Genomic DNA, 22759 nt, shown 5'->3' with positions numbered 1-22759 from the left:
TCATAATGGTACATTTATTTTTATACTTGTTCGTTTTTTTTCACTTACAATTTTAATTGTTCCACCAATTAGTTCTACTCTTTCGCGCATCGTTGTCATGCCAAGTGACTTCTTCTCTTTTATGTCCTTTTCTATAAACCCATTACCTTGATCCACTATTTCTAATGATACATTGTTCTCAGTTACTTTAAAATAAATCGTCGCTTCCTTTACACCTGCATGCTTACTCACATTGTTTAGCGCCTCTTGTCCAATGCGCCACAGTGCTTCTTCTACTACACGAGGTAAGTCACGAACACCAGTAACTTGCTCCCTAATCTTCAATCCTAAGTTTTCACCGTACTGCTTTAGAGCAGGTAATAACCCTTTCTCTAATCCTGCCGGACGAAGCTGCCAAATTAATGTCCTCATTTCTTTTAAAGCTCCTTGTGCTAATTCACGCATCTCATGCAAAGATTGATCTACCTTTTCATTTTGACCTTTTAAAACTGCCTCAGCGCCTTTTGTCATAAAGGTTAACGAAAATAGCTTTTGTGAGACGGAGTCATGTAAATCTCTTGCCAACCGATTCCTTTCTTCCATTCGTACAAGTTCACGGCGCTGCTCATTTAATCTTAAATTCTCGATTATTAACGAGACATGATTCGATAGCGCTTGGATTACATCTATTGTGTTAACATCAAATTCTCCATTATTCAAACTAACACATAAAACACCAAATATATGATTTTGAATATGTATTGGTGTAGCAATAACAGCTCTATTTAGATGTACACTATGCCCAATTTGATGTTTTAGTAGCACCGGCTCATCTTGTTCTAACGCCTTCTTTGCCGCTTCTTTTACATCCTCTTGTAACTCTTCCTGACTATAGGACGCTCGCAAAGATAATTCCTTTTCTTCCCTAATAAAAAAAGCCACTTGATTCCATTGAAATACTTCACCTATATGATTTACCACTTTTTCAGGTAATACATTAAATTTATGAATCGTTTTTAAATCTTGAATAAAACGTTCCAATTTCACATAATAATGTGCTCTTCGCTTTTCATTTTCATATAATTTTGTTCGCTTTAAGGCCGTCCCAATTTGGAAAGCAACCGATTGAAGTAATACTAATTCTTCTTCCGAAAAATGCGTTTTACCAGGACTTGCTACATTTAACACACCAAACTTTTCTCCTCCAGCCTTTAAAGGAACCGTAGCATGATGAAGAATGCCTTCTGTATCTCCCCAATTATATTCAATTGCATTATTAATTCTTTTACATTCAATAATATTAACGGCTCTCTCCAATTTCCCATCCACAAAGCCACGTAAACACCAACATTCCCCTTCACACATCGGACGTTTATTTTCATATGTAAGTGCCTCTGGCAACTGGTAATCAATCAACTTCGTATACTTCCCATTTTCATCCGCAAGAAAAATCCATCCTGTCGTTAAACCTGTTACACTAAGCAATTTTTCTAGCACCGCTTGCAATACATGGTATGTATCATTTGATGTATTTAGTGTTTCTGCAATTTCTTTTAATATAACTAATTCATTTGTGCGATTATCTCGAAACATAATCAGTCTCCTACACGCAAAATTTTAAATAGCTCCTAAAATAAATCATCTACTTTTCACTTTGTACTTATTCGTAACATTGATATAATGGTGAAAACATAGTTTTCATTATATCACTTGAGGGGGCTTTCATAATGACATTAAATAAAGCACTTACTATCGCTGGTTCTGATACAAGTGGCGGTGCTGGTATACAAGCAGATTTAAAAACATTCCAAGAACTTGGCGTATACGGAATGACATCTCTTACGACAATCGTAACGATGGATCCACATAACGGTTGGGCACATAACGTATTCCCAATCCCAGCTTCTACATTAAAACCACAATTAGAAACGACAATTGACGGTGTTGGAGTAGATGCTTTAAAAACAGGTATGCTTGGATCAGTAGAAATTATTGAAATGGTTGCTGAAACAATCGAAAAACATAATTTCAAAAATGTAGTAGTTGACCCTGTTATGGTATGTAAAGGTGCTGATGAAGCATTACATCCTGAAACAAATGACTGCTTACGTGACGTTCTTGTGCCAAAAGCATTAGTTGTAACGCCAAACTTATTTGAAGCTTACCAATTAAGCGGTGTGAAAATTAATTCTCTTGAGGACATGAAAGAAGCAGCGAAGAAAATCCATGCTTTAGGTGCGAAATATGTCCTAATTAAAGGCGGAAGCAAGCTTGGTACGGAAACTGCAATCGACGTCCTATATGATGGAGAAACATTCGATCTTCTAGAATCAGAAAAAATTGATACGACAAATACACACGGCGCAGGTTGTACATATTCTGCTGCTATCACAGCAGAACTTGCAAAAGGAAAATCCGTAAAAGAAGCAGTAAAAACTGCTAAAGAATTTATCACAGCGGCTATCCGCTATTCATTCAAAATTAACGAATACGTGGGCCCAACACATCACGGTGCATATCGTAAATTCGTTGTATCAAAAGAACTTGTCTAACATATGAATAAAAATACCCACAGAGTTCTTACATTGCCTCTGTGGGTATTTTTATGGGGCTTTACATCTTCTGGTCATCTTACCTTTAAGATGCAGAACTGACCTGATTTCTTCCATTTCTTTTAGAGTAATATAATGCATCATCAGCTGCTTGAATAAATTGATTTGGTGATGACTCAAACTCTGAAATCCCTACTGAAACCGTAATTTTTATTTTTGTTCCATCTAACAATTGAAATGAATGTTTTTCAACAGCTGTACGAATTTGCTCCCCCATACAAATTCCATAAGCTATTTCCCTCTTCGGTATCAAAAGTGCAAATTCCTCTCCACCCTTTCGAAAAGTCAAATCCGGAAATGTTGAAATTTCTCTTAAAATACGCCCTACTTGTTTTAATACTTCGTCTCCTGCAGGATGTCCATACGTATCATTTACATGCTTAAAGTGATCAATATCGATAAGTAGTAAACAAAGTGAATCATTTTTCATACGTTTATTACTAATATGACGATTCATCTCTAAATCAAATTGCCTTACGTTTCCTAGACCTGTTAATGCATCTACCGTTGCGTATTGCTTCATCGTTTGAAATAACTCATTAGATTGCAATACGTAATTTGCACTAAAAAATGTGATATATCCTGTAACAATACTAGAAAATAAATATAATCCCACTATGTGGATGTCTTTAATTAACCATATATATAGCGCTGGGATTAGAATAGATAAAATATATGTATGTAACCATGCCCACTTTTCTGCTAAAGAAAGCTTCATACGCGAAATAAAGATACTACCTATCCCTATCGCAATGATTGTATAAAAAGCTACTTGAGAAGCTAATGAATAATCCATAAATAATAATCTAGTTACTAAAATCATACTAACAGCTATAGTACTCGCTATTGGTCCTCCAATTATAACGGCTAGAATGACGGCTAAGTAGCGTAAATCCAATAGGATAGTACCAACATGAACACCGAAATACATTAGTAATATACCTAATATTCCAGTAAAAACACCTACTACACATTTCTGCCAAAAAGAGAACCCTTCTTTTAATGGCTTGTCTCTTAAAAGCTGACCTCCAATAAAAATAAAGGAAAGAATAATTGTTGTGTTTACAAATAAGTCCCTTAACATAAAATAATCTCCCTACTTTTCTATCTATCCCTTTCCTTATTTTATTGTATACGAAATACCTATAATTCCCAAAGATTTTTATTTATTTTTTGCTGTTCCACGTGAAACAGCAAAAAATAAAAAAGGACGAAAATTCGTCCTTTTTGTTAACAGCAACGTGATATCTTTCCGCCTTTTGCATTAAACCTAGCTTCTTGCGCCTCAGCAAAAAATTGTTTTTGACATACAACCTCTTCTTCTGGATGATGCTTTTTCATATGCTCTACATATGTTTCATAGCTTGGTACACCAACAAGCAAACTAATAAAGTGCTTCCTTTTTCCCCATACTTGCCGCAGTCTTTTAAGCATAATAGTTCCTCGACTCACTTTCATCTCTAGAAATATATGGCGCCTCTTTTAACGGCATCGGCCTATTTCTTAATACTTGAATCCAAATTCGAATTGCAGAAATTAATACAGCGATTACAACTATCATAAAAATCCCACAAAGCGCTGCATCAATATAATCATTGAAAATAATTTGTTTCATTTGAGCGACATTTTTAGCTGGTGCTAACACTTTTCCCTCATCTAATGCTCCCTGAAACACCTTTGCATGAGATAGAAATCCTATTTTAGGGTTTTCATGAAATAGCTTTTGATAACCCGCCGTCATCGTTACAATAAGCAATCCGACAGTTGGAATAAGTGTCACCCAAACATATGCCTTTTTCCCCATTTTGAACAAAATTGTCGTTCCAAGTAATAATGCAATACCTGCTAACATTTGATTTGCAATACCGAAAAGTGGCCATAATGTATTAATTCCACCAAGCGGATCAACTACCCCTTGGTATAAGAAATAACCCCATCCTAATACACATAACGTTGTAGCTATCACATTCGCTAATGTAGAATCCGTTTTCCCAAATGGCTTATATACATGTCCTAAAATATCTTGAATCATAAATCGGCCTACACGCGTTCCAGCATCAATTGTCGTTAAAATGAATAGAGCTTCAAAGAGGATTGCAAAATGATACCAAAAGGCCATCATGGCTGTTCCACCTATTACTTGTGAGAAAATATACGCCATACCTATCGCTAACGTTGGTGCACCACCTGTGCGTGATAAAATCGTTTGCTCTCCAACGTTTACAGCGAGATCTTTTAGTTCATTTGGTGTAATAGCAAATCCCCATGAGGAAATAACTTGAGCTGCCTGCGAGACATCCGTACCGATAAGTGCTGCGGGACTATTAATCGCAAAATAAGTTCCTGGTGTTAATACACAAGCTGCAATCATCGCCATCGCGGCTACAAATGATTCCATTAACATTGCCCCATAACCAATTGGCTGTGCGTGTCCCTCTTGTTCAATCATCTTTGGTGTCGTACCTGATGAAACGAGAGCATGGAATCCAGACACCGCACCACATGCAATTGTAATAAATAAGAACGGGAATAAGTTTCCAGAGAAAACAGGACCTGTTCCATCGATAAATTTCGAAACTGCTGGCATTTGTAAATCTGGTGCTACAATTAAAATACCAATTGCTAATCCAACAATTGTTCCGACTTTTAAAAATGTGCTTAAATAATCACGTGGTGCTAAAAGCATCCAAACTGGTAAGGCCGATGCGATAAATCCATATACAATAAGCATAATAGCAATCGTTTCACCGCTAAACGTGAACATGCTTGCAAGCGTTGGATGCTCTGCTACATACTGTCCTCCAATAAGAGACAGTATAAGTAGAATAATTCCGATTACTGACCCTTCTCCAACCCGGCCAGGCCTAATGTAGCGCATGTACACTCCCATTAAAATAGCAATAGGAATCGTTGCTGCTATTGTAAACATTCCCCAAGGACTTCCGACAAGCGCCTTTACTACCACTAATGCTAATACCGCTAATAAAATAATCATAATGCCTAAAATGCCTATCATTGCAATAAGCCCTGTAACAGGACCGATCTCATCTTTAATCATTTCTCCTAAAGATTTACCATTCCGTCTCATCGAAGCAAATAAAATTACAAAATCTTGTACAGCTCCAGCGACAACTACCCCAACAATAATCCATATTGTCCCTGGTAAATATCCCATTTGCGCTGCCAAAATCGGTCCTACTAAAGGGCCTGCCCCAGCAATTGCTGCAAAATGGTGCCCAAATAATACCCACTTATTTGTCGGAACATAATCTTTTCCATCGTTTAATGTATGGGCTGGCGTTTGCCTATTATTATCTAAACCAAATACCTTTCTCGCTATAAATCTACTATAAAAGCGGTAAGCAACTGCATACACACATACCGCAGCTACTAAGAGCCACACGGCATTAATAGTTTCACCTTGTGATAAAGCTATTACACCAAAAGCACCTGCGCCTACTGCTGCAATAACTCCCCATAGTAAAATCGACTTCAATGTTTTCACATACAATCCCCCCAATACTATCGCTTAGTGGGATTGTACTAAATTTTCTGAATATTTAATTTGAATCCTCCTTATCATGAAGGATTTTTAGTTTATCATGTTAAAAAATTCGCATTACCTACTATAATTCAATCTTATTTCGAAGTCGTTTCACATAATTACGACTAACTGGAATCGGTTGCTCATCATATTTATCTAAATACAGATTATATGTGCCATTATAATAAGGTTTTAGTTCTTGTACATATGACATATTAATTAAATAACTTTTATGCACACGTAAAAAATCATATACATTTAGCTTATTTTCCAGCTCCTGAAGTGTATATGTTGAAATATATTGATTATTTGTTGTATAAATTGAAACCGTTTTGTTTTCCTTATTTTTGCTTACATATACAATATCTTCAGGGAAAATATACCGAATTCCCTCTTGACCTTCTATCGGTAGTTTTCGCAAATAACTCTTTGCTTTCTCGCTTTGCTCTTTACACATTCTATATAAAAGGAATTGCAAATCTTCCTCACGAAATGGGCGTAGTAAATAATAAAATGCTTGAAAACGAAATGCCGTAATCGACTCTTCTATATCTTCACCCATAAAAATCAATTTCGTATAACAATTTACTTCCCGTAATAAACTCGCATATTCAAAACCAGTTCCATCTAGTAATTTTGAATTCAAGAAAACAAAATCTGGTGTATGCTTTTTCATGATAAATAATGATTCTGTTCCCGTATTCGCTTCAAAACATTCTATATTCCTTATATTTTCAGTAAATTTTTCAGCTAAACTTCTTCGCTCTTCTGCTTCTTCCATGATCAGTAAAATTTTCATTTCTTCAACCACCTAATTCTTTTGTCCATATGTCTTGTTGTATACATTCGCTTTTATAAGAAACATTCCCTTTTTCTTACTATACCATTATTTATCTAAAAAAACAGAAAAAAGGAAACCACGACGGTTCCCCCTGCCCTTTTATTCCATTATTTGTATGAAGTAACACGCACTGAATGCGAAGAAATGAGTGTTACTTCCCCAAAAACACAATTGGTGCTGGCTAATAATCAGCGAGGGATAAATCCCTCACCGATTAAACTTTCACCTTATACTAATTCTCGTTGCTTCGTTTCTTGCCCAAGTACAATTACAGCAACTACGCCAATTAAAATTGATCCACAGAAAATCGTAAATATTAGTGATAGTGAAGCCTGTGAAGCAACTAAATATCCTACTAATAGCGGCCCAAGAATACCACCAATACGACCGAATGCTGCTGCCATCCCTGCACCTGTACCACGAATAACCGTTGGATACTGTTCCGGTGTATAAGCGTATAATGCACCCCAAGCACCTAAATTAAAGAAGGATAGTAACATGCCTGCTACGATTAATACCGTTAATGACTCCGCCACTCCAAACAAATAAGCACTACATGCTGTACCGATTAAATACGTAACTAAAACGAACTTACGACCAAGTCGTTCAATAAACCAAGCAGCCGTGAAATATCCTGGCAATTGAGCTAACGTCATAATAAGTACGTACTGGAAACTTTTTATTAAACTAAATCCTTTTAATACCATCACACTAGGTAACCAAAGGAACATCCCATAGTACGAAAAGACAACAGAAAACCATAGAATCCATAACATAATTGTTGCCTTACGATATTCCCCAGACCAAACTGACTTTACATTTTCGATAACAGATGGTCTTTTTTCAGCCTTTTGAAATCTCGGAGAATCCGGTAAATTCCATCTTAAATATAAAGCATATAATGCCGGAACCGCGCTCAATACCATTGCAACTTCCCAACCATATTTCGGAATAACAAAATACGAGATAAGGGCTGCAATTAGCCATCCACCTGCCCAAAAGCTTTCTAATAGCACAACTATTTTGCCACGTTCATGCGCTTCAACGCTCTCTGATACTAATGTAGACGCAACTGGAAGCTCTCCGCCAAGCCCCATACCAATTAAAAATCGTAAAACAAGGAACATCGCAAGTGTCGTCGTTAAAGCAGTTAAACCACTACCGATAGAAAATAGTAATAATGTAATAATAAAGACTGATTTCCGCCCTATTTTATCTGATAGTATTCCAAAAACGAGTGCTCCGACTGCCATACCAATCGAATTAATGCTGCCTATCCAGCCCATTTCTTGCGTACTTAATCCCCAATCTTTTTGCAGTGCTACCATTACAAATGAAAGCATTCCAACATCCATTGCATCAAATAACCATCCAAGCCCTGCTATACCAAGTAGCTTTCGCTTCGAAATTTCTTTAACCCTGCCCACAAGAAGTCCTCCTTACACAGCTGTCTTTACACATCATTTTACATGTGTGAATTGTATAAGTAAAATACTTTCGTTCAAAAAATTCTCCTTCATCATTCCCCAAAAATAAAATACTTATCACACTATTTGAGGGCAGTAAGACTCCCACCTCAAAATTCAGCTGAAACAAAAAGGTTAAATTGAAGACCAACTGCCATTAAACGTCCAATTGGTGAGGGTTAACCATCAGTGATGGATGAGCAAAACCTCACTTTATTAAAAATGACCAAATAAAAAAGTAGCGATATTCCGCTACTTTTTCGAACGCATGACTTCTTTTAAAAATTCCGCTAATACTAACTGACGACGCCAGCGCGTTGGATTACTACACAATCTATAAAACCACTCTAAGTTAATTGCTTGAATCCATTTTGGTGCACGTTTTACCTCTCCAGCCCATACATCTAAACTTCCGCCCACTCCAACAGCCATCTTCGTTTCTAAACGATGCTTATTAGTTTGGATAAAGTTCTCTTGTCTTGGGAAACCAAGCGCGACAAGTAATAAATCTGGTTTTGCTTCTTGAATACGAGAAACGATACTCTCTTCTTCTTCTTGTTTAAAGTACCCATCTTGTGTACCCACAATAGATACTGCTGAATATGTCTTCGTTAAATGATCTGCTGCAGCTTGTACAACATGCGGTTTTGCACCAAGTAAGAAAACAGATACCGGTTTATTCTCCTCTGATAACTTTGCAAATAGATTACACATTAAATCAAAACCTGCTACACGTTCCTTTACAGGTGTACCTAACATACCACTTGCTTTTACAACTCCAATACCGTCAGGTGTAATTAAATCTGTATTTAATAATGTTTTATGGAATGTTTCATCCTTTTTTGCACACATAACAATTTCAGGATTTGCTGTTACTACCTGAAAAGTATGAGTTCGCTCCAATTCTAGTTGTCCCTTCAAATATTGGATCGTTTCATCCATTGTCATTGTAGAAAAAGGAACACCTAGAATATCAACCGTTTTTACTTCCATGATTAACTATCCTCTCTATTTCAGTAAAAGTTTTTTATATGCATTATAAGTATCTTCATACAAATTCTTTAGCGAGAAATGAGTAGATGCATGAGTATATAAACGATTTCCCATCGCTTCTAATTCACCATTCAACCATTTTTCATAAGCATTTTCTAACGCGTTTGCTAACGAATCCGCATCACCAATCGGTACAATCCATCCATACGTATCATCAACTATTAACTTCTTCATATCACCTACATTTGTTGCAATAGATGTTAAGCGTTGATTAGCCGCTTCTAATAAAACAAGAGGGAAGCTTTCGCTATAAGAGGTTAACAAATTAATGTGTGCAGATGCATATAATTCTTTTGAATCTGTACGAAAACCTAGAAAAATCACCTTATCCTCTAAGCCCTTTTGTTTCACCATCTCTTTTAATTCTGCTTCTATAGGTCCATCACCAAGCAAGAGCACCTTTATATTTGGAATTTTAATTTTTTGTAACGCTTCAAATAAAATATCATGACCTTTAACAGGATGAAGACGCGCTACTTGAACAGCTGTAAATACTCCTTCATCAATGCCAAATTCACTTTTATCATAAGGTTTTGCTGGAGTATTATCATACTCGATTCCATTATAAACCGTACAAATCTTCTCTTCTGGTACACCTAGTTTTATTATATTTCTCTTAAAGTTTTCCGTAATTGCAAAAAACAAATCTACCTTCCTGAAAGAACGTAAATTTAATTTCGTAAATACCCATCCTTTTAATCCCCCCTTCATAAAATCTAAGGTTGGATCACTATGAACGGTCATTATCCATTTCGCTTTTATGCCTTTTTTCAAGAGGGAGAGGTAGAAATTCGCTCGTGCGCCATGTGTATGCACAATGTCAAATTGATTTTCATTAATAAATGATTTTATTTTTGAAAGAATTGATAGGTCGTACCGAGATGACTGAGTAAAAACATGTACTTGAATACCAAGGTTCCTCGCTTCTCTAGCAATCGCCCCTTCTTCAAATACCATTAATTCCACTTCTTTCTGTGGAAACTGAGATAAAAGTGAAATAATATGTGTTTTTCCTCCGCCCTCTTCTGCACCAGCATTTATATGTAACACTTTCATTTCCTATTTCCTCCACACTTTTTATTTTTACTTACTATAACAAAAATAAAAGCTAACATGCGCTAGCTTTTATTTTTTAATCATTCAATTTCCAAATCAACAAGTAGGTATGCGCTAATAAGGGCTAAATAAAAACTTACACCCGGTGCCATTAAAACATGACCAGCTATAAATGAAATACCTAAGGCTAAACCTATTCCGGTCATTACTAATACATATTTCACAGTGAATAATTGTTTAAATTTAGTCAATGCAAGTCTAATAATTTTAAATCCAAAGTATACAAAAGGTAGTAAAAGTAACACAAGTCCACCAATTCCAAATGAATAGAACCAATCATGGAAATCTCGTTCAATTAATTTCGGCTCACCTTTATAATTACCTGAATAACCCATACCTAATACTTTTTGAGAAAGAGGAGCTTTTTCATAGTACTCTTTATACTGCTGTTCAAATAATTCCCTGCCACTAAAAATAATAGCCTGTGTTTCCTCTTTCTGTTCTTTTTCTTTTTCAATTTCTTTCTCTTTTTCCGTCTCAATAACGTGAGGTTTATGTTCTTTCAATTCTTCTACTTGTTTCGCATTTTCTTCCTTCTTCTCATTTTGCAGCTTCTCAATTACTTGAAAATGTAGCCCCATATTTTTCATAAATGGTGAGAAAGGAGTGTATGCCATTATCCCTAGAAAAACAGTCATTGCAATCATACCATTTAATACATATGCATTTTTCTTTGCATCTTTACGTTGCATAAATGCCTGAATAAAACACATGATGAACGCAATAATCATTGTAGCAAAAATCGCTCCAAATCCAACCTTTGTACCAACGGCAAACAATGAAAAAATAATCAAAATAGAAGGAATCCAGCAATATATTTTAGACATACTAGTTGTTTTTTCAATAGAATATAAAACAACTATTGGACAAATAATCGCCAGAATTGAACCTAATTCATTCCCTGCATAAAACCATCCACGTGAACCAACCTTTAACCAACCATAACTGTTATAATCTGTTCCTGTTACAACCGAAACTACCATTACTATATTTATAATTAATGCTGCATAGGCAATATTGTTTCGCATTTTAAAATGCCTATTTTCTTTAAGTGATTTAAAGACCAAAATATAGCAAGTAAACATGATAAACGGATATAAAGATTTCGCTATAAACTTAATCTCTTCCCCTAATACGATAGGATCCTTAACCAATTTATTATTAATTAGTCCTATAGTGAAAAAAGCACCCATTCCAATTATATACAGCAAGTACTTAAGATTCCCTCTTTTCCTAGCTTGGAATACAATGTATATTCCTCCTAGGCCCATGACAAATAGACGCGCAAGAACTCCAATGGTTGTATCAATTTTTAAAACCATTATACAAAATGCCGTGAGTAAATCTAGAATTGGCTGTAACATTATAAAAATCAGTAAGAAATTTTCAAATTTACTACTTATACTGTTTTCCTTTAACATTTAAAGCCTCCATAACTATTACATAATTTCAACCTATAAAATAAACATTTTTTATTCATCTCAAATGTTTATTATAACATAACCTTATTGTTAAACTATCCGATTTATATACCAATTTTTATAATAGAAAAGGTAATAAATTTGTATTTTCAAACGCTTTCTTTCCTAATTTATTCTTTTTTTTTACACGTAAAGAAAATACATTGTTATTTCCAAAACTTTAGTGTATATTTTTTCTCTGGAACATCTTTATAAGGAAGGAATTAGAGCCATGTTATTAATCGATATATTTACGTTTCTTGGCATTATCGCCGCTGCCATTTCTGGTACATTAGTTGGTTTGAAAAAAGATTTAGATTTATTCGGTGTCCTTTGTTTAGCTGTAGCTACTGCGCTCGGCGGCGGTATTATTCGTGATATTATGATTGGTAACCTGCCTCCTGTCGCATTTGTAAAACCTATTTACTTTTTCGTAAGCGTATTATCAGCATTATTTACTTGTATGTTTTTTGAGCGCATCAATAAACTTCAAGTCGTTATTATGCTTTCTGATGCTGTTGGTTTAGGTGTATTTACAGCTATTGGTGCAAATGCAGCAATGTCACATCACGTTGACGCCTCGTTTTTAGTAGTTTCAATGGGCGTCATTACAGGTATTGGAGGCGGTATTTTGCGTGACATTTGCGCTCAAGATATCCCTTACGTATTCCGAAAAGAAATTTACGCAATCGCTTCTATCTTAGGAGCAATTAGCTTCCTAATCACACATGCAATGGGCGCGCACGTATTAGCCTTCTATGTTTGTTTATTAGTAACATTCGTTATTCGTGTCGTGACTGTAATATATAATGTACATTTCCCAGTTTTCTTTAAAACACACGCTAAGATTAATAAAGGCCATTAAGAGGATTCTACATAGAATTCTCTTAATTTATATACAATTCCATATACTGTAGAGTAATTTTATATAACAATATATAATTACATTAGAATACAAAATTGAAAACGCTTTACAAACAGGGGGAAGAATGATGCTTGGGGTTTTTAAAAAAAATAAAACAAACACCAGTATAATTGAGTTAAGTAAAGGCCAACAAATAATATTTAATGTGCCTGCTAATTCTGAACTAAAAACTCAAATGGATATGCTACATATTTCGAAGGAAGATTTACAAATTGTAAAAGTATTACAGCCGTTTATTTATGAGGAAATAGATTGGATCACTGAAAAATTCTACACCAACATCACAAAACAACCTAATTTAATTGCCGTTATTGAACGCTACAGCTCTATTCCCAAATTAAAACAAACGTTAAAGACACATATTAAAGAATTGTTTAGCGGTAATATGTATGAAGATTTTATTGAACAACGTGCTAAAATTGCAAGAAGACATGTACAAATTGGTTTACATAGAAAATGGTATACTGCAGCCTATCAAGAATTATTCCGTTCCGTCATGAAGATTTTGCAAACTAAAATTTCAACAATAGAGGATTTTTCTTATTCTATAAATGTAATAAACAAATTATTTACATTAGAACAAGAACTTGTTATTGCGGCTTATGAATCCGAATATGAAAGAATTCAAAAAGAACATGAAAAAGAAAAAGAACTGACAGCTATGACGATTACACATATTGCAACAGAACTAGCAGCAGTATCTGAAAAAACAAGTTCTTCTATTCAACAGTTAACATCTAAATCAGAAAATATTGTAGGAATTGCAAAAACAGGTACATCATTAGCCACAACATCAGAAGAAAAGGCTAATAAAGGAAAAGAACAATTAAATCTGCAAAACAAACGTATGGAAAGCATTCAAACAAATATGGAAACTATCATTACTGATACTCGTGAACTTCTCGATACTTCTAATAAAATTAACGAAATCATTGATATCGTAAAATCAATCGCTGAGCAAACAAATTTACTAGCATTAAATGCTGCTATTGAATCTGCACGTGCTGGTGAATTCGGTAAAGGTTTTTCAGTCGTAGCGGGAGAAATTCGAAAGTTATCAGAGCAAACGAAAGAATCTATCTACAACGTTACAAAGCTCGTTGAAAAAACTAATAAACAAATTATCCACGTCTCTTCCTCCGTAGAACAAATTAGCTCTCTCGTATCTGAAGGGACAGATAGTATGCATGCGACAGATCAATATTTCCAAGAAATCGTAAAAGATATGTCTAACTCTAAAGACCAGAATAAAAAAATTGAAAATGAATTAGAAGTTATTTCACAGGTAATGAAGAGTATTCAAGACGACTCCTCAAAAATGGCCTTAACAGCGGATAGTTTGCAGCTAGAACTAAACCGATAAAGCAAACAAATATAAGGGTGGAGATTCTTCATCTCTCCTTTGCATGAACTCTAATCATCCATCTACAAAAAAAGAATCCAAAATGGATTCTTTTTATTTTCTGAAAAATATTTTTTGACAGTAAACATAACTCATATAAACACCAAAGCTTTGTAAAATAAACAAGGCTGGCACAATCATATTGTAATATGCCATATGTACTTGGAAAAGTCTTAACAACACATATCCACTAATTAACAATAAGAACAACATATATCCTTCATTTTGTCTTGTCTTAATAAGGAAATGTAATAATGCTATAGCCATAAATAATGTTACCGTTATATATATAAGTTTTTCACATTTAAATAGAATAGAATTTACTCCCTCATCTGAAAACTGATTAATCACTGGTTTTAAAAGATTAAATCTCTCATCTTCAATCTCTTTTAACTTTTGATTAATGTGCTCTGATACACTTTGATTTTTCGTTATTTTTTCCTCACTTTGATTTTTCCCAATTAAAACAGATTGAACATACATCTCATTCGAAATCGTGTATTGGGACATTCCCATTGCCTTAATTCCGTAATTCACACAAAAATGAGCACTATAAAATAGAATTAGTATGCCTATCATCTTTAATAGCACTTTTTGTTTCGTTGCTGATTGAAAAAATTCAATTAACAACACATATACAGTGATAAAAATAGGAAGAAATAATCCCATTGGGAAAATCATATTGCTAAATGCAAAGAAGATTGCTGAAAACACCCACATATAAGGATGATCTAATCCTTTATATAAAAGTATGTAACAAGCAAAATAAAATAGAAATATTGCGAGCGATTCTTGTGTTAATAAGGAACTCATAAATATATTTGGGATATATAAAGCATAAAATACAGATGCAATACGACCACACTCTTCCCCAAAAATCATTGACGTAATGCGATAAATGAAGAATGCGGTCCCTGTACAAAATAAAACATTAAATAGCTGTAAAGCAAATACCGTATCACCAAATATACGAATAATAATCGATTCATAAATGATAAAAGGTAACTGAGCTACATTCCCTATGTTATTACCAATTGCAACCTGCTTTGCAGATTCATACATTGCTTTCATATCACCAATCATTGGAACATCTATAAATATAACCATACTAAGTCTCACAACTATAGATGTGCCTATAAGAAAAATAAGAAATTGTTTATCTGTAAAACGATATTGTAAAATCGATGTTACTAACAAAATAAGGATAATAAAAATTACTAATATAATTGTTAAACTCATTGTACTTCCTTCAAAAAATTGCTTACTCGTTTCAAATGCTGACCAGCAACTATAAATAAAAAATGCGAGCATCGTACCAACCATTATTTTACTGAAGAAAGATGAAAAATTTGTTTGTATATGATTCATATGTCCATTGCACCTCTATTTCCATTCATAACACAACGATTCTATCATGAATGGGCACACAGCTGATAGGGAATTTATATAACAAATATGTATTCTTCACTTTTCACTTGCAATGTAAGCGAATCCTCTTTTACACTACATTTTAGACAAAATAAATTTTCTTTCAGTTGCATGAATATACTTGCAGAAGTATTCCTCCCCCTCTATCCATACCTTTTACTCATTTGAATATCTGGTAAAATCCAATAGGAACTAATACTCCTTTTATGTCATAAAGAACATGTCACTCTGATTGAAAACGTAACCTAGGGGCTGATTATATGGAAAAGAAATTTATGAGAGAATCAAAAGCAATTAAAACAACACGTGTTTTCCCAAACGATTTGAACAATCATCAAACTTTATTCGGTGGAAAATTATTAGCGGAAATTGATAGTATTGCTTCTATTGCAGCTGCCAGACATAGCAGAAAGCATTGCGTTACAGCATCTATTGATTCTGTTAATTTTTTAACACCAATTCAACAAGCTGATTCTGTTTGTTACGAAGCGTTTGTTTGTTATACTGGTAAATCATCTATGGAAGTATTTGTGAAGGTTATCGCAGAAAGCTTATTATTAGGAGAACGTCGCATCGCTGCTACTTGCTTTATTACATTCGTAGCTCTAAAAGATGGGAAACCTTCTTCGGTTCCGCAAGTACTGCCAGAAACTGAAGAAGAACATTGGTTGCACAAAACTGGTCTAGAACGTGCAGAAGACCGAAAAAAAGGACGTCTAAAAAGTAAAGAAATGGCTGAAGTACTAACTTTAAATAAACCTTGGAGCGTATAAAAAACAATTTCCTTCTGAGCGAATATGTAGTATATATATTCGCTCATTGCTTTGTAAACAATTCAAACATCCACTACGATTTTTATAGTCACCCCTTAATATATATATCTATCTTAACTACGCATATCCATTCTTATTTTCTTTTTTATACAATTTATTTTATATTTATTTCTATACAAGCAATAGTTGATTTACAAAGTTTATGTAAGGTACACTTATACTCGTAATTAACAAATGAAGGTGATGATTTATTGCTCATATAAAAAACTATACCTTCAAAACTGTATATAAAATGTATTTCATTATACTAAAATTATTCACACTTCAAATGTATTTTATATGGAGCCAAATAATTATCTCTAATAAGGGTTCTTAATACGATATAAATGATATTTTGATTAAATCGTATTACTTTAATGAAAAGGTGAAATCATGCAAAAATCAATTGTATCTAATATCTTTTATAAAATACTGCTCAATACATTTAATATTATACTCCCAATCTTAGTTGGTCCTTACGCGTATCGAATGCTAGGAGCCAATTCAATAGGAACTGTTAACTATGCTGAAACTATTTTTAATTATTTTTTCATATTCGCAGTATTTGGTGTATATCAATACGGACTACGTGAAATGAGTTTAATAAAAAATGATAAAAGTAAAGTTTCTAAGTTATTTACAAGTCTTTATGTAATTAACTTTACGACTAGTATTTTGGCCTTACTATCCTTTTTACTCTTTAGTTACATTGGATACGGTAACGAAAACTTATTTCCTGTCCTTCTAATTTTCGGCTTCAATTTCATTTCAAATATATTTTATGTGGAGTGGTTCAATGAAGCTCATGAAAATTATGACTTCATTACAAAAAAAACAGTTGTTGTTCGACTTATCTATGTTGTACTTCTTTTCTCTCTAGTTCATGGAGTGAATGATTATAAAACATTTGCCTGCTTATTAGTACTATCAACATTCTTAAATCATTTTATTAGTTTTATATATGTGAAACGCCAAGTTAAATTTGATTTTTCTAACTTAACGATTATCCCGCATTTAAAACCTTTAGTATTAGTCGTTATTTTTTCAAATGCCAATATTTTATATACACAATTAGATCGACTTGTCTTAGGTGCATACGCAGGAAAAATTGAAGTCGCTTTCTATGTTATGGCTTTCCAAATTATGACTATCATCAATACCCTTATGTTAAGTGTTGTACAAGTCACGATTCCAAGGCTTTCGTATTTATCTGGAAACGCAGCTGAAAATGAATATGAATCTCTATTAAATAAAATTTCAAAGGTATATTTCATTACCTTATTTCCTGCGGCAATCGGTCTAATGCTCATTGCCCATAAGGCCGTCATTATTTATGGTGGAAAGGAATTCGCTCCTGCTGGTAACACCTTAATTATTTTTGCTTTTTATATGATCACAGTAGGTATTGAGTCTATTTTATCGAATCAAATTATTTATGTGAAAAAGAAAGAAAATATTTTGGTGCGCTTTTTATTTATTTGTGGATTCATCAACTTAGCGTCCAATATCGCATTAATATTTTTCGATATACTCACTCCAACAACAGCAATTTTCACAACGACTATTGCAAACATGGGGTTAATTACTCTCGAATATATGTATATAAAAAAGAAATTAAAAGTGAATTATACATTGTTTGATATTCAAAAACTTAAATACCTATTTTATTCTCTAACATTTTTACCAATAGCGTTTATTATAAACAAGTTAGTATCCGGACAAATCATACAATTCACCTTAGTAATATTAATATGCGGATTAACATACATTCTTATCTTATTTGTAACAAAAGATGAGATTCTATTAGCTCTACAAGGAAAGCTACAGGCGCGATTCAAAAAGGAGTAAATGCAACCTCTTAAAGGAGCTGTTAAAATTGAAATTTTCTTTGATTATGGCCACTTGTGGTAGACGTGATGATATTCTAGATCTACTAAAGTCACTTAAACAACAAACTTATAAAAACTTCGAACTTATTGTAGTAGATCAAAATGACATTCCAATCTCTGAGCTCTTTGAGGAATATACCAATAATTTTTCTATTAACTATATTTATACACCTATTAAAGGCCTATCTCGCGCAAGAAATATCGGCTTACAAGTAGCTGATGGCGATGTTATTGCTTTTCCAGATGATGATTGTATTTACGAAACGAATGTCTTAGAGAGCATAGTAGCAACGTTTAACTCAAATGCACATATTCAATTTATATCGACAAACACTACAAACGTTGAAAAAACAGGATCTTTAATACATGCGCCTGATAAAGATATCATTCTAAATAATAAGTATGGATTCATGGGCCCCTCTTTCGCTCTGTTTTTTACAAAACAATTTGTACAAGACGTTGGCACATTTAATGAAGATTTAGGTGTTGGATCTGGAACAATTTATGGCGCCGGTGAAGAGACTGATTTCGTACTACGAGGTATGAAAAAAAATTATATAGGTTTATTTAGAAAAAATCTTTTCGTGTACCATCCTGTAAAAGAGGATACTATAGATGAACAATCATTAAACAGAGCTATTTCTTACGCTGGTGGTTTTGGTAAAGTTATTCGTTTACATTATGGATTTCCTTACCTTGTACGTGCAGTCGTTGCCGCTACATTCCGCATGATGCAAAATATATTTAACAATAAACGTAAATTCCATGCAAATCGGGTAAGAGGCATTATCCGTGGATACTTTAAATAATTTTTATTTCCCCTAAAAAAGGTGCAATCATTTTTAATAAACTGATTGTACCTTCTATTTATCTATCTTTCTATTATAGACAAAATAGTCTTTTCTAACCCTTCACGCTACGACGTTTTTGGTACTTCTCCAATAAATCTCTCATACTTATCACCATCATATATATTTTTTTCAAAATAATGAAACATAATTTTTGAAAAAATATACATTTTGAAATGATAGCATTATACGAAAGAATTTAGTATCATGATTCAAGATACTATTTCAAGTTGGACGGAGGATATTATGAGCTTATTAACAGTCGAAAAACTAGGACATACATTTGGCGATCGTACATTATTTAAAGATGTATCTATGCGATTACTAGCGGGTGAGCACGTTGGATTAGTTGGTGCAAATGGTGTTGGTAAATCAACATTTATGAATATTATTACTGGTCAACTTATCCATGATGAGGGCCGTGTAGAATGGACACCTGGTACAAATTACGGTTACTTAGATCAACATACAATTTTAACACCCGGTCGCACAATTCGTGATGTATTAGCCGATGCATTTCTACCTCTATTTCAAAAAGAAAAAGCTTTAAATGAAGTTACAGAAAAAATGGGCACTGCTACACCAGAAGAATTAGAGGAACTTCTTGAGCAAATGGCAGAAATACAAGATGCTCTTGAAGCAGGTGGTTTCTATTTATTAGATATGAAAATTGAGGAAGCAGCTCGTGGTCTTGGAATTGATGCAATCGGTTTAGATCGTGATGTTGCTGCATTAAGTGGTGGACAACGTACAAAAGTATTACTTGCAAAGTTACTACTTGAACAACCAGAAGTATTACTATTAGACGAACCTACCAACTATCTAGACGTTGAACATATTCATTGGTTAACAAGTTATTTAAAAGAATATCCACATGCCTTCCTATTAATTTCCCATGATACGGAATTTATGAATAAATGTGTTGATGTTATTTTCCATCTAGAATTCACAAAAATGACGCGTTATACAGCGACATATGAAAAATTCCTAGAGCTAGCGGAAATCAATAAAAATCAGCATATAAACGCTTATGAAAAACAACGCGAATTTATTAAAAAGCAAGAAGACTTTATTGCGAAGAACAAAGCTCGTTATTCAACGACGGGTCGTGCAAAGAGTCGTCAAAAACAACTTGATCGCATGGAGCGTATTGATCGTCCTGAAACAGCAATTAAGCCTGAATTCTCTTTCAAAGAGTGTCGCGCAAGTAGTCGTTTCGTCTTTGAAGGTGAAGATGTAGAAATCGGATATACACATCCATTATTACCAAAATTAACGATGACAATTGAACGCGGTGAAAAAATTGCAATTGTTGGATGTAATGGTGTTGGTAAATCAACATTACTAAAAACAATTTTAGGCAAGATTAAACCATTAAGTGGTAAAACAAGCCTTGGTGATTTCCTAACGCCATCATACTTCGAACAAGAAGTAAAAGCTGATAATATAACACCGATTGATGACGTGTGGAATACATTTCCTAGCATGGACCAACATCAAATCCGTGCAATGTTAGCAAAATGTGGTTTGAAAAATGAACATATCTCTCGCCCTCTAAATCAATTAAGTGGTGGTGAACAGGCAAAGGTTCGTTTATGTAAACTAATGGGAGAAGAAAGTAACTGGCTACTATTTGATGAGCCAACAAACCACCTTGATGTTACAGCAAAAGAAGAGCTTAAGAAAGCTATGAAAGCATATAAAGGAACGATTCTACTTGTATGTCACGAACCAGACTTTTATGAAGATTGGATAACAAAAGTTTGGGACGTAGAAGAATGGTCTCAACAAAACTCTTAATTTCTTAAAACAAGCCCTATGCAGACCAAGTTAAGTTTGCATAGGGCCATTTTCATTGAAATAACTTATAAAATTCATTAAGGAGTTTAAACATATAATGCAAAATACATTTTCTCTAAAAGCCAATGCATTTTTTGTAAAGTGTTTATTACTACTATGCCTATTTATTTATGCAGCCATAACATGGTATTCCATATCCATAATCGGAAGTACTTCCGGTTCTCGTTTCCTTGCTATAGTCCCGCCCCTTATTATAGGTTTACTCCTTTTACTTATTGGTTACATTGCGAATAAATATATGTCAAAAATAGTATTTACTATTTCACTTATTACTTTAGCTTTTTCGATTCGATTGATCTGGATTCTCAATATTCCAACCCCTATCGAATCTGACTTTGCAATGATGTACTATAGCGCAGTCCAAGCCGCTAAAGGCGACTTTAGTTTTGCTCAAAATACATACTATACTTCATGGGTGTATCAACTTGGTTTTACAATGTATCAAGCTTTTATTATAAAATTATTCGGAGAATCCCCTACACTGCTGAAGATTCTAAATGTTGCATATTGTACAGGAACAACATTACTGGTTTACATGATTACTTCAAAGGTATTTAATGAATGGTCTGGACGTATTGCAGGTGTAATATACTCGCTATATATCCCAAGCATTATAATGAGCTCTGTATTAACAAATCAACACCTTGCTACCTTCTTCTTTTACCTTGGTTTTTATATATTAATTACAAAGGGATTAAGCCATAAATATATGTGGATTTTTATAGGAATCTTCCTATCTCTAGGAGATATCATCCGTCCACTCGGTGCCTTAATTTTGATTGCCGTAACTATTTATACCTTTTTACAAGGAATATTAGGAAAATCAAAACAGAGTGTTTTCCATTCTATAAAAAAACTTGTTGGTATTTTCATCATTTTTTACCTTGTACATTATATTATTAGCTACATACTTATATCCACCGGTGTTACACAATATCCGCTCTCTAATCGTGATCCGCTCTGGAAATTCACAGTAGGGTTTAATCATGACACAAAAGGCGGTTATTCTGAGGAAGATGCAGAATATATTACATCCATTGAAATTGGTGAGGAACGGACAGTCGCTGAAAAAAAACTTATTCAAGAACGCATAGCTGATCCGAAAAAAGTTTTATTTTTATTTAAAGACAAGTTCATACTTATGTGGGCCGATTACGATTCAGCTCCGATGTGGAGTTTATTTGGATTAGAAAATAAAGACAATGATATAATCACATTAAAAGACAACCTTATAAAATACGAAAGATATATTTATGTTACCACCTTGCTATTTGGTATATTGTCACTTCTTTATCTTATAATAACTAAACAAAATGAAACTCCTTATACATTATTTTTACTACTAATAATTGGTTATGTAGCTATTCATTTCTTAATCGAATATCAAACAAGATATCGTTATTTCATCGTTCCTAGCTTTACGATTATTCAAAGCTATGGATTGTATATATGTCATATCCTAATAACAAAAAGAAACTCAATACAAGGTTTAAAATAAAAAGATTATTGAACTTTATATACACA

General features: G+C 33.8%; 18 protein-coding genes and 1 pseudogene. 9 read left to right on the top strand and 10 right to left on the bottom strand.

Going from position 1 to position 22759, the window contains the following annotated elements; translation table 11 throughout:
- On the bottom strand, nt 1-1572 hold the full coding sequence (locus DN394_RS10255; protein WP_046955478.1) for a GAF domain-containing sensor histidine kinase: 1572 nt from the start codon (nt 1570-1572) through the stop codon (nt 1-3).
- A gap of 134 nt (nt 1573-1706) precedes the next feature.
- Here DN394_RS10255 and pdxK point away from each other — a divergent pair, with 134 nt between their 5' ends.
- Nucleotides 1707-2531 carry a pyridoxine/pyridoxal/pyridoxamine kinase gene (pdxK, locus tag DN394_RS10250; RefSeq protein ID WP_000174240.1) on the top strand — a complete coding sequence of 275 codons (825 nt, stop codon included), beginning with the start codon at nt 1707-1709 and terminating at the stop codon, nt 2529-2531.
- An 85-nt stretch (nt 2532-2616) separates the two neighbouring features.
- On the opposite strand, the gene DN394_RS10245 is transcribed toward pdxK, so the two are convergent.
- From DN394_RS10245 to DN394_RS10210, 8 genes are all read right to left on the bottom strand, one after another.
- Nucleotides 2617-3675, bottom strand: coding sequence for a GGDEF domain-containing protein (locus DN394_RS10245; protein ID WP_060487934.1), 1059 nt, complete (start codon nt 3673-3675; stop codon nt 2617-2619).
- A 146-nt stretch (nt 3676-3821) separates the two neighbouring features.
- Nucleotides 3822-4025, bottom strand: a complete 204-nt coding sequence (locus DN394_RS10240) for a YbdD/YjiX family protein (RefSeq protein WP_000919822.1) — start codon at nt 4023-4025, stop codon at nt 3822-3824.
- Nucleotides 4018-6096 carry a carbon starvation protein CstA gene (cstA, locus tag DN394_RS10235; RefSeq protein WP_048542787.1) on the bottom strand — a complete coding sequence of 693 codons (2079 nt, stop codon included), beginning with the start codon at nt 6094-6096 and terminating at the stop codon, nt 4018-4020. Before cstA ends, DN394_RS10240 begins: the two co-directional genes overlap by 8 nt.
- A gap of 121 nt (nt 6097-6217) precedes the next feature.
- Entirely contained in the window at nt 6218-6934 is a 717-nt protein-coding gene (locus DN394_RS10230) for a LytR/AlgR family response regulator transcription factor (RefSeq protein WP_149293769.1), read from the bottom strand.
- 269 nt (nt 6935-7203) lie between these two features.
- On the bottom strand, nt 7204-8403 hold the full coding sequence (locus DN394_RS10225) for an MFS transporter (protein WP_149293768.1): 1200 nt from the start codon (nt 8401-8403) through the stop codon (nt 7204-7206).
- 291 nt (nt 8404-8694) lie between these two features.
- Nucleotides 8695-9435, bottom strand: a complete 741-nt coding sequence (locus tag DN394_RS10220) for a WecB/TagA/CpsF family glycosyltransferase (protein WP_046955475.1) — start codon at nt 9433-9435, stop codon at nt 8695-8697.
- 15 nt (nt 9436-9450) lie between these two features.
- The gene (locus DN394_RS10215; protein ID WP_098110241.1) at nt 9451-10551 is read right to left on the bottom strand and encodes a glycosyltransferase family 4 protein; all 1101 of its coding nucleotides are present in this window, start codon (nt 10549-10551) and stop codon (nt 9451-9453) included.
- Between the two features lie 80 nt (nt 10552-10631).
- Nucleotides 10632-12032 (bottom strand): O-antigen ligase family protein, encoded by a 1401-nt coding sequence (locus DN394_RS10210; RefSeq protein WP_097914810.1) that lies wholly within the window; start codon nt 12030-12032, stop codon nt 10632-10634.
- Between the two features lie 271 nt (nt 12033-12303).
- Between DN394_RS10210 and DN394_RS10205 the strand changes: the two genes are divergently transcribed.
- The 3 genes and pseudogenes from DN394_RS10205 (at nt 12304) to DN394_RS29780 (ending at nt 14359) form a co-directional block, all read left to right on the top strand.
- Nucleotides 12304-12936, top strand: a complete 633-nt coding sequence (locus tag DN394_RS10205; protein ID WP_000924371.1) for a trimeric intracellular cation channel family protein — start codon at nt 12304-12306, stop codon at nt 12934-12936.
- A 124-nt stretch (nt 12937-13060) separates the two neighbouring features.
- Nucleotides 13061-13555 (top strand): annotated as a pseudogene (locus DN394_RS29785) (protoglobin family protein); the annotation flags it as partial.
- Between the two features lie 102 nt (nt 13556-13657).
- Nucleotides 13658-14359 carry a methyl-accepting chemotaxis protein gene (locus tag DN394_RS29780; protein ID WP_370458310.1) on the top strand — a complete coding sequence of 234 codons (702 nt, stop codon included), beginning with the start codon at nt 13658-13660 and terminating at the stop codon, nt 14357-14359.
- Nucleotides 14360-14452: 93 nt separating this feature from the next.
- Here the strand turns inward: DN394_RS29780 and DN394_RS10195 are convergent, their stop codons facing one another.
- Nucleotides 14453-15766, bottom strand: coding sequence for an ArnT family glycosyltransferase (locus DN394_RS10195; protein ID WP_149293766.1), 1314 nt, complete (start codon nt 15764-15766; stop codon nt 14453-14455).
- Between the two features lie 320 nt (nt 15767-16086).
- Between DN394_RS10195 and DN394_RS10190 the strand changes: the two genes are divergently transcribed.
- The 5 genes from DN394_RS10190 to DN394_RS10170 all read left to right on the top strand — a co-directional run bounded on the left by DN394_RS10190 (nt 16087) and on the right by DN394_RS10170 (nt 22733).
- Nucleotides 16087-16599: an acyl-CoA thioesterase gene (locus DN394_RS10190; RefSeq protein ID WP_000412137.1), complete on the top strand. Its 513-nt coding sequence runs from the start codon at nt 16087-16089 to the stop codon at nt 16597-16599.
- 432 nt (nt 16600-17031) lie between these two features.
- The gene (locus DN394_RS10185; protein ID WP_046958596.1) at nt 17032-18486 is read left to right on the top strand and encodes an oligosaccharide flippase family protein; all 1455 of its coding nucleotides are present in this window, start codon (nt 17032-17034) and stop codon (nt 18484-18486) included.
- 28 nt (nt 18487-18514) lie between these two features.
- Nucleotides 18515-19336 (top strand): glycosyltransferase family 2 protein, encoded by an 822-nt coding sequence (locus tag DN394_RS10180; protein ID WP_046958597.1) that lies wholly within the window; start codon nt 18515-18517, stop codon nt 19334-19336.
- Nucleotides 19337-19582: 246 nt separating this feature from the next.
- Nucleotides 19583-21175 (top strand): ABC-F family ATP-binding cassette domain-containing protein, encoded by a 1593-nt coding sequence (locus DN394_RS10175; RefSeq protein WP_097914814.1) that lies wholly within the window; start codon nt 19583-19585, stop codon nt 21173-21175.
- 97 nt (nt 21176-21272) lie between these two features.
- The gene (locus DN394_RS10170; RefSeq protein ID WP_097914816.1) at nt 21273-22733 is read left to right on the top strand and encodes an ArnT family glycosyltransferase; all 1461 of its coding nucleotides are present in this window, start codon (nt 21273-21275) and stop codon (nt 22731-22733) included.
- Nucleotides 22734-22759: the final 26 nt, after the last annotated feature.

It is taken from the genome of Bacillus sp. BB081 (genome assembly GCF_008368895.1).
Classification (GTDB): domain Bacteria; phylum Bacillota; class Bacilli; order Bacillales; family Bacillaceae_G; genus Bacillus_A; species Bacillus_A wiedmannii.
Note: the sequence above shows the minus strand (reverse complement) of the source record. Positions and strands in the feature narration are given on the sequence as shown.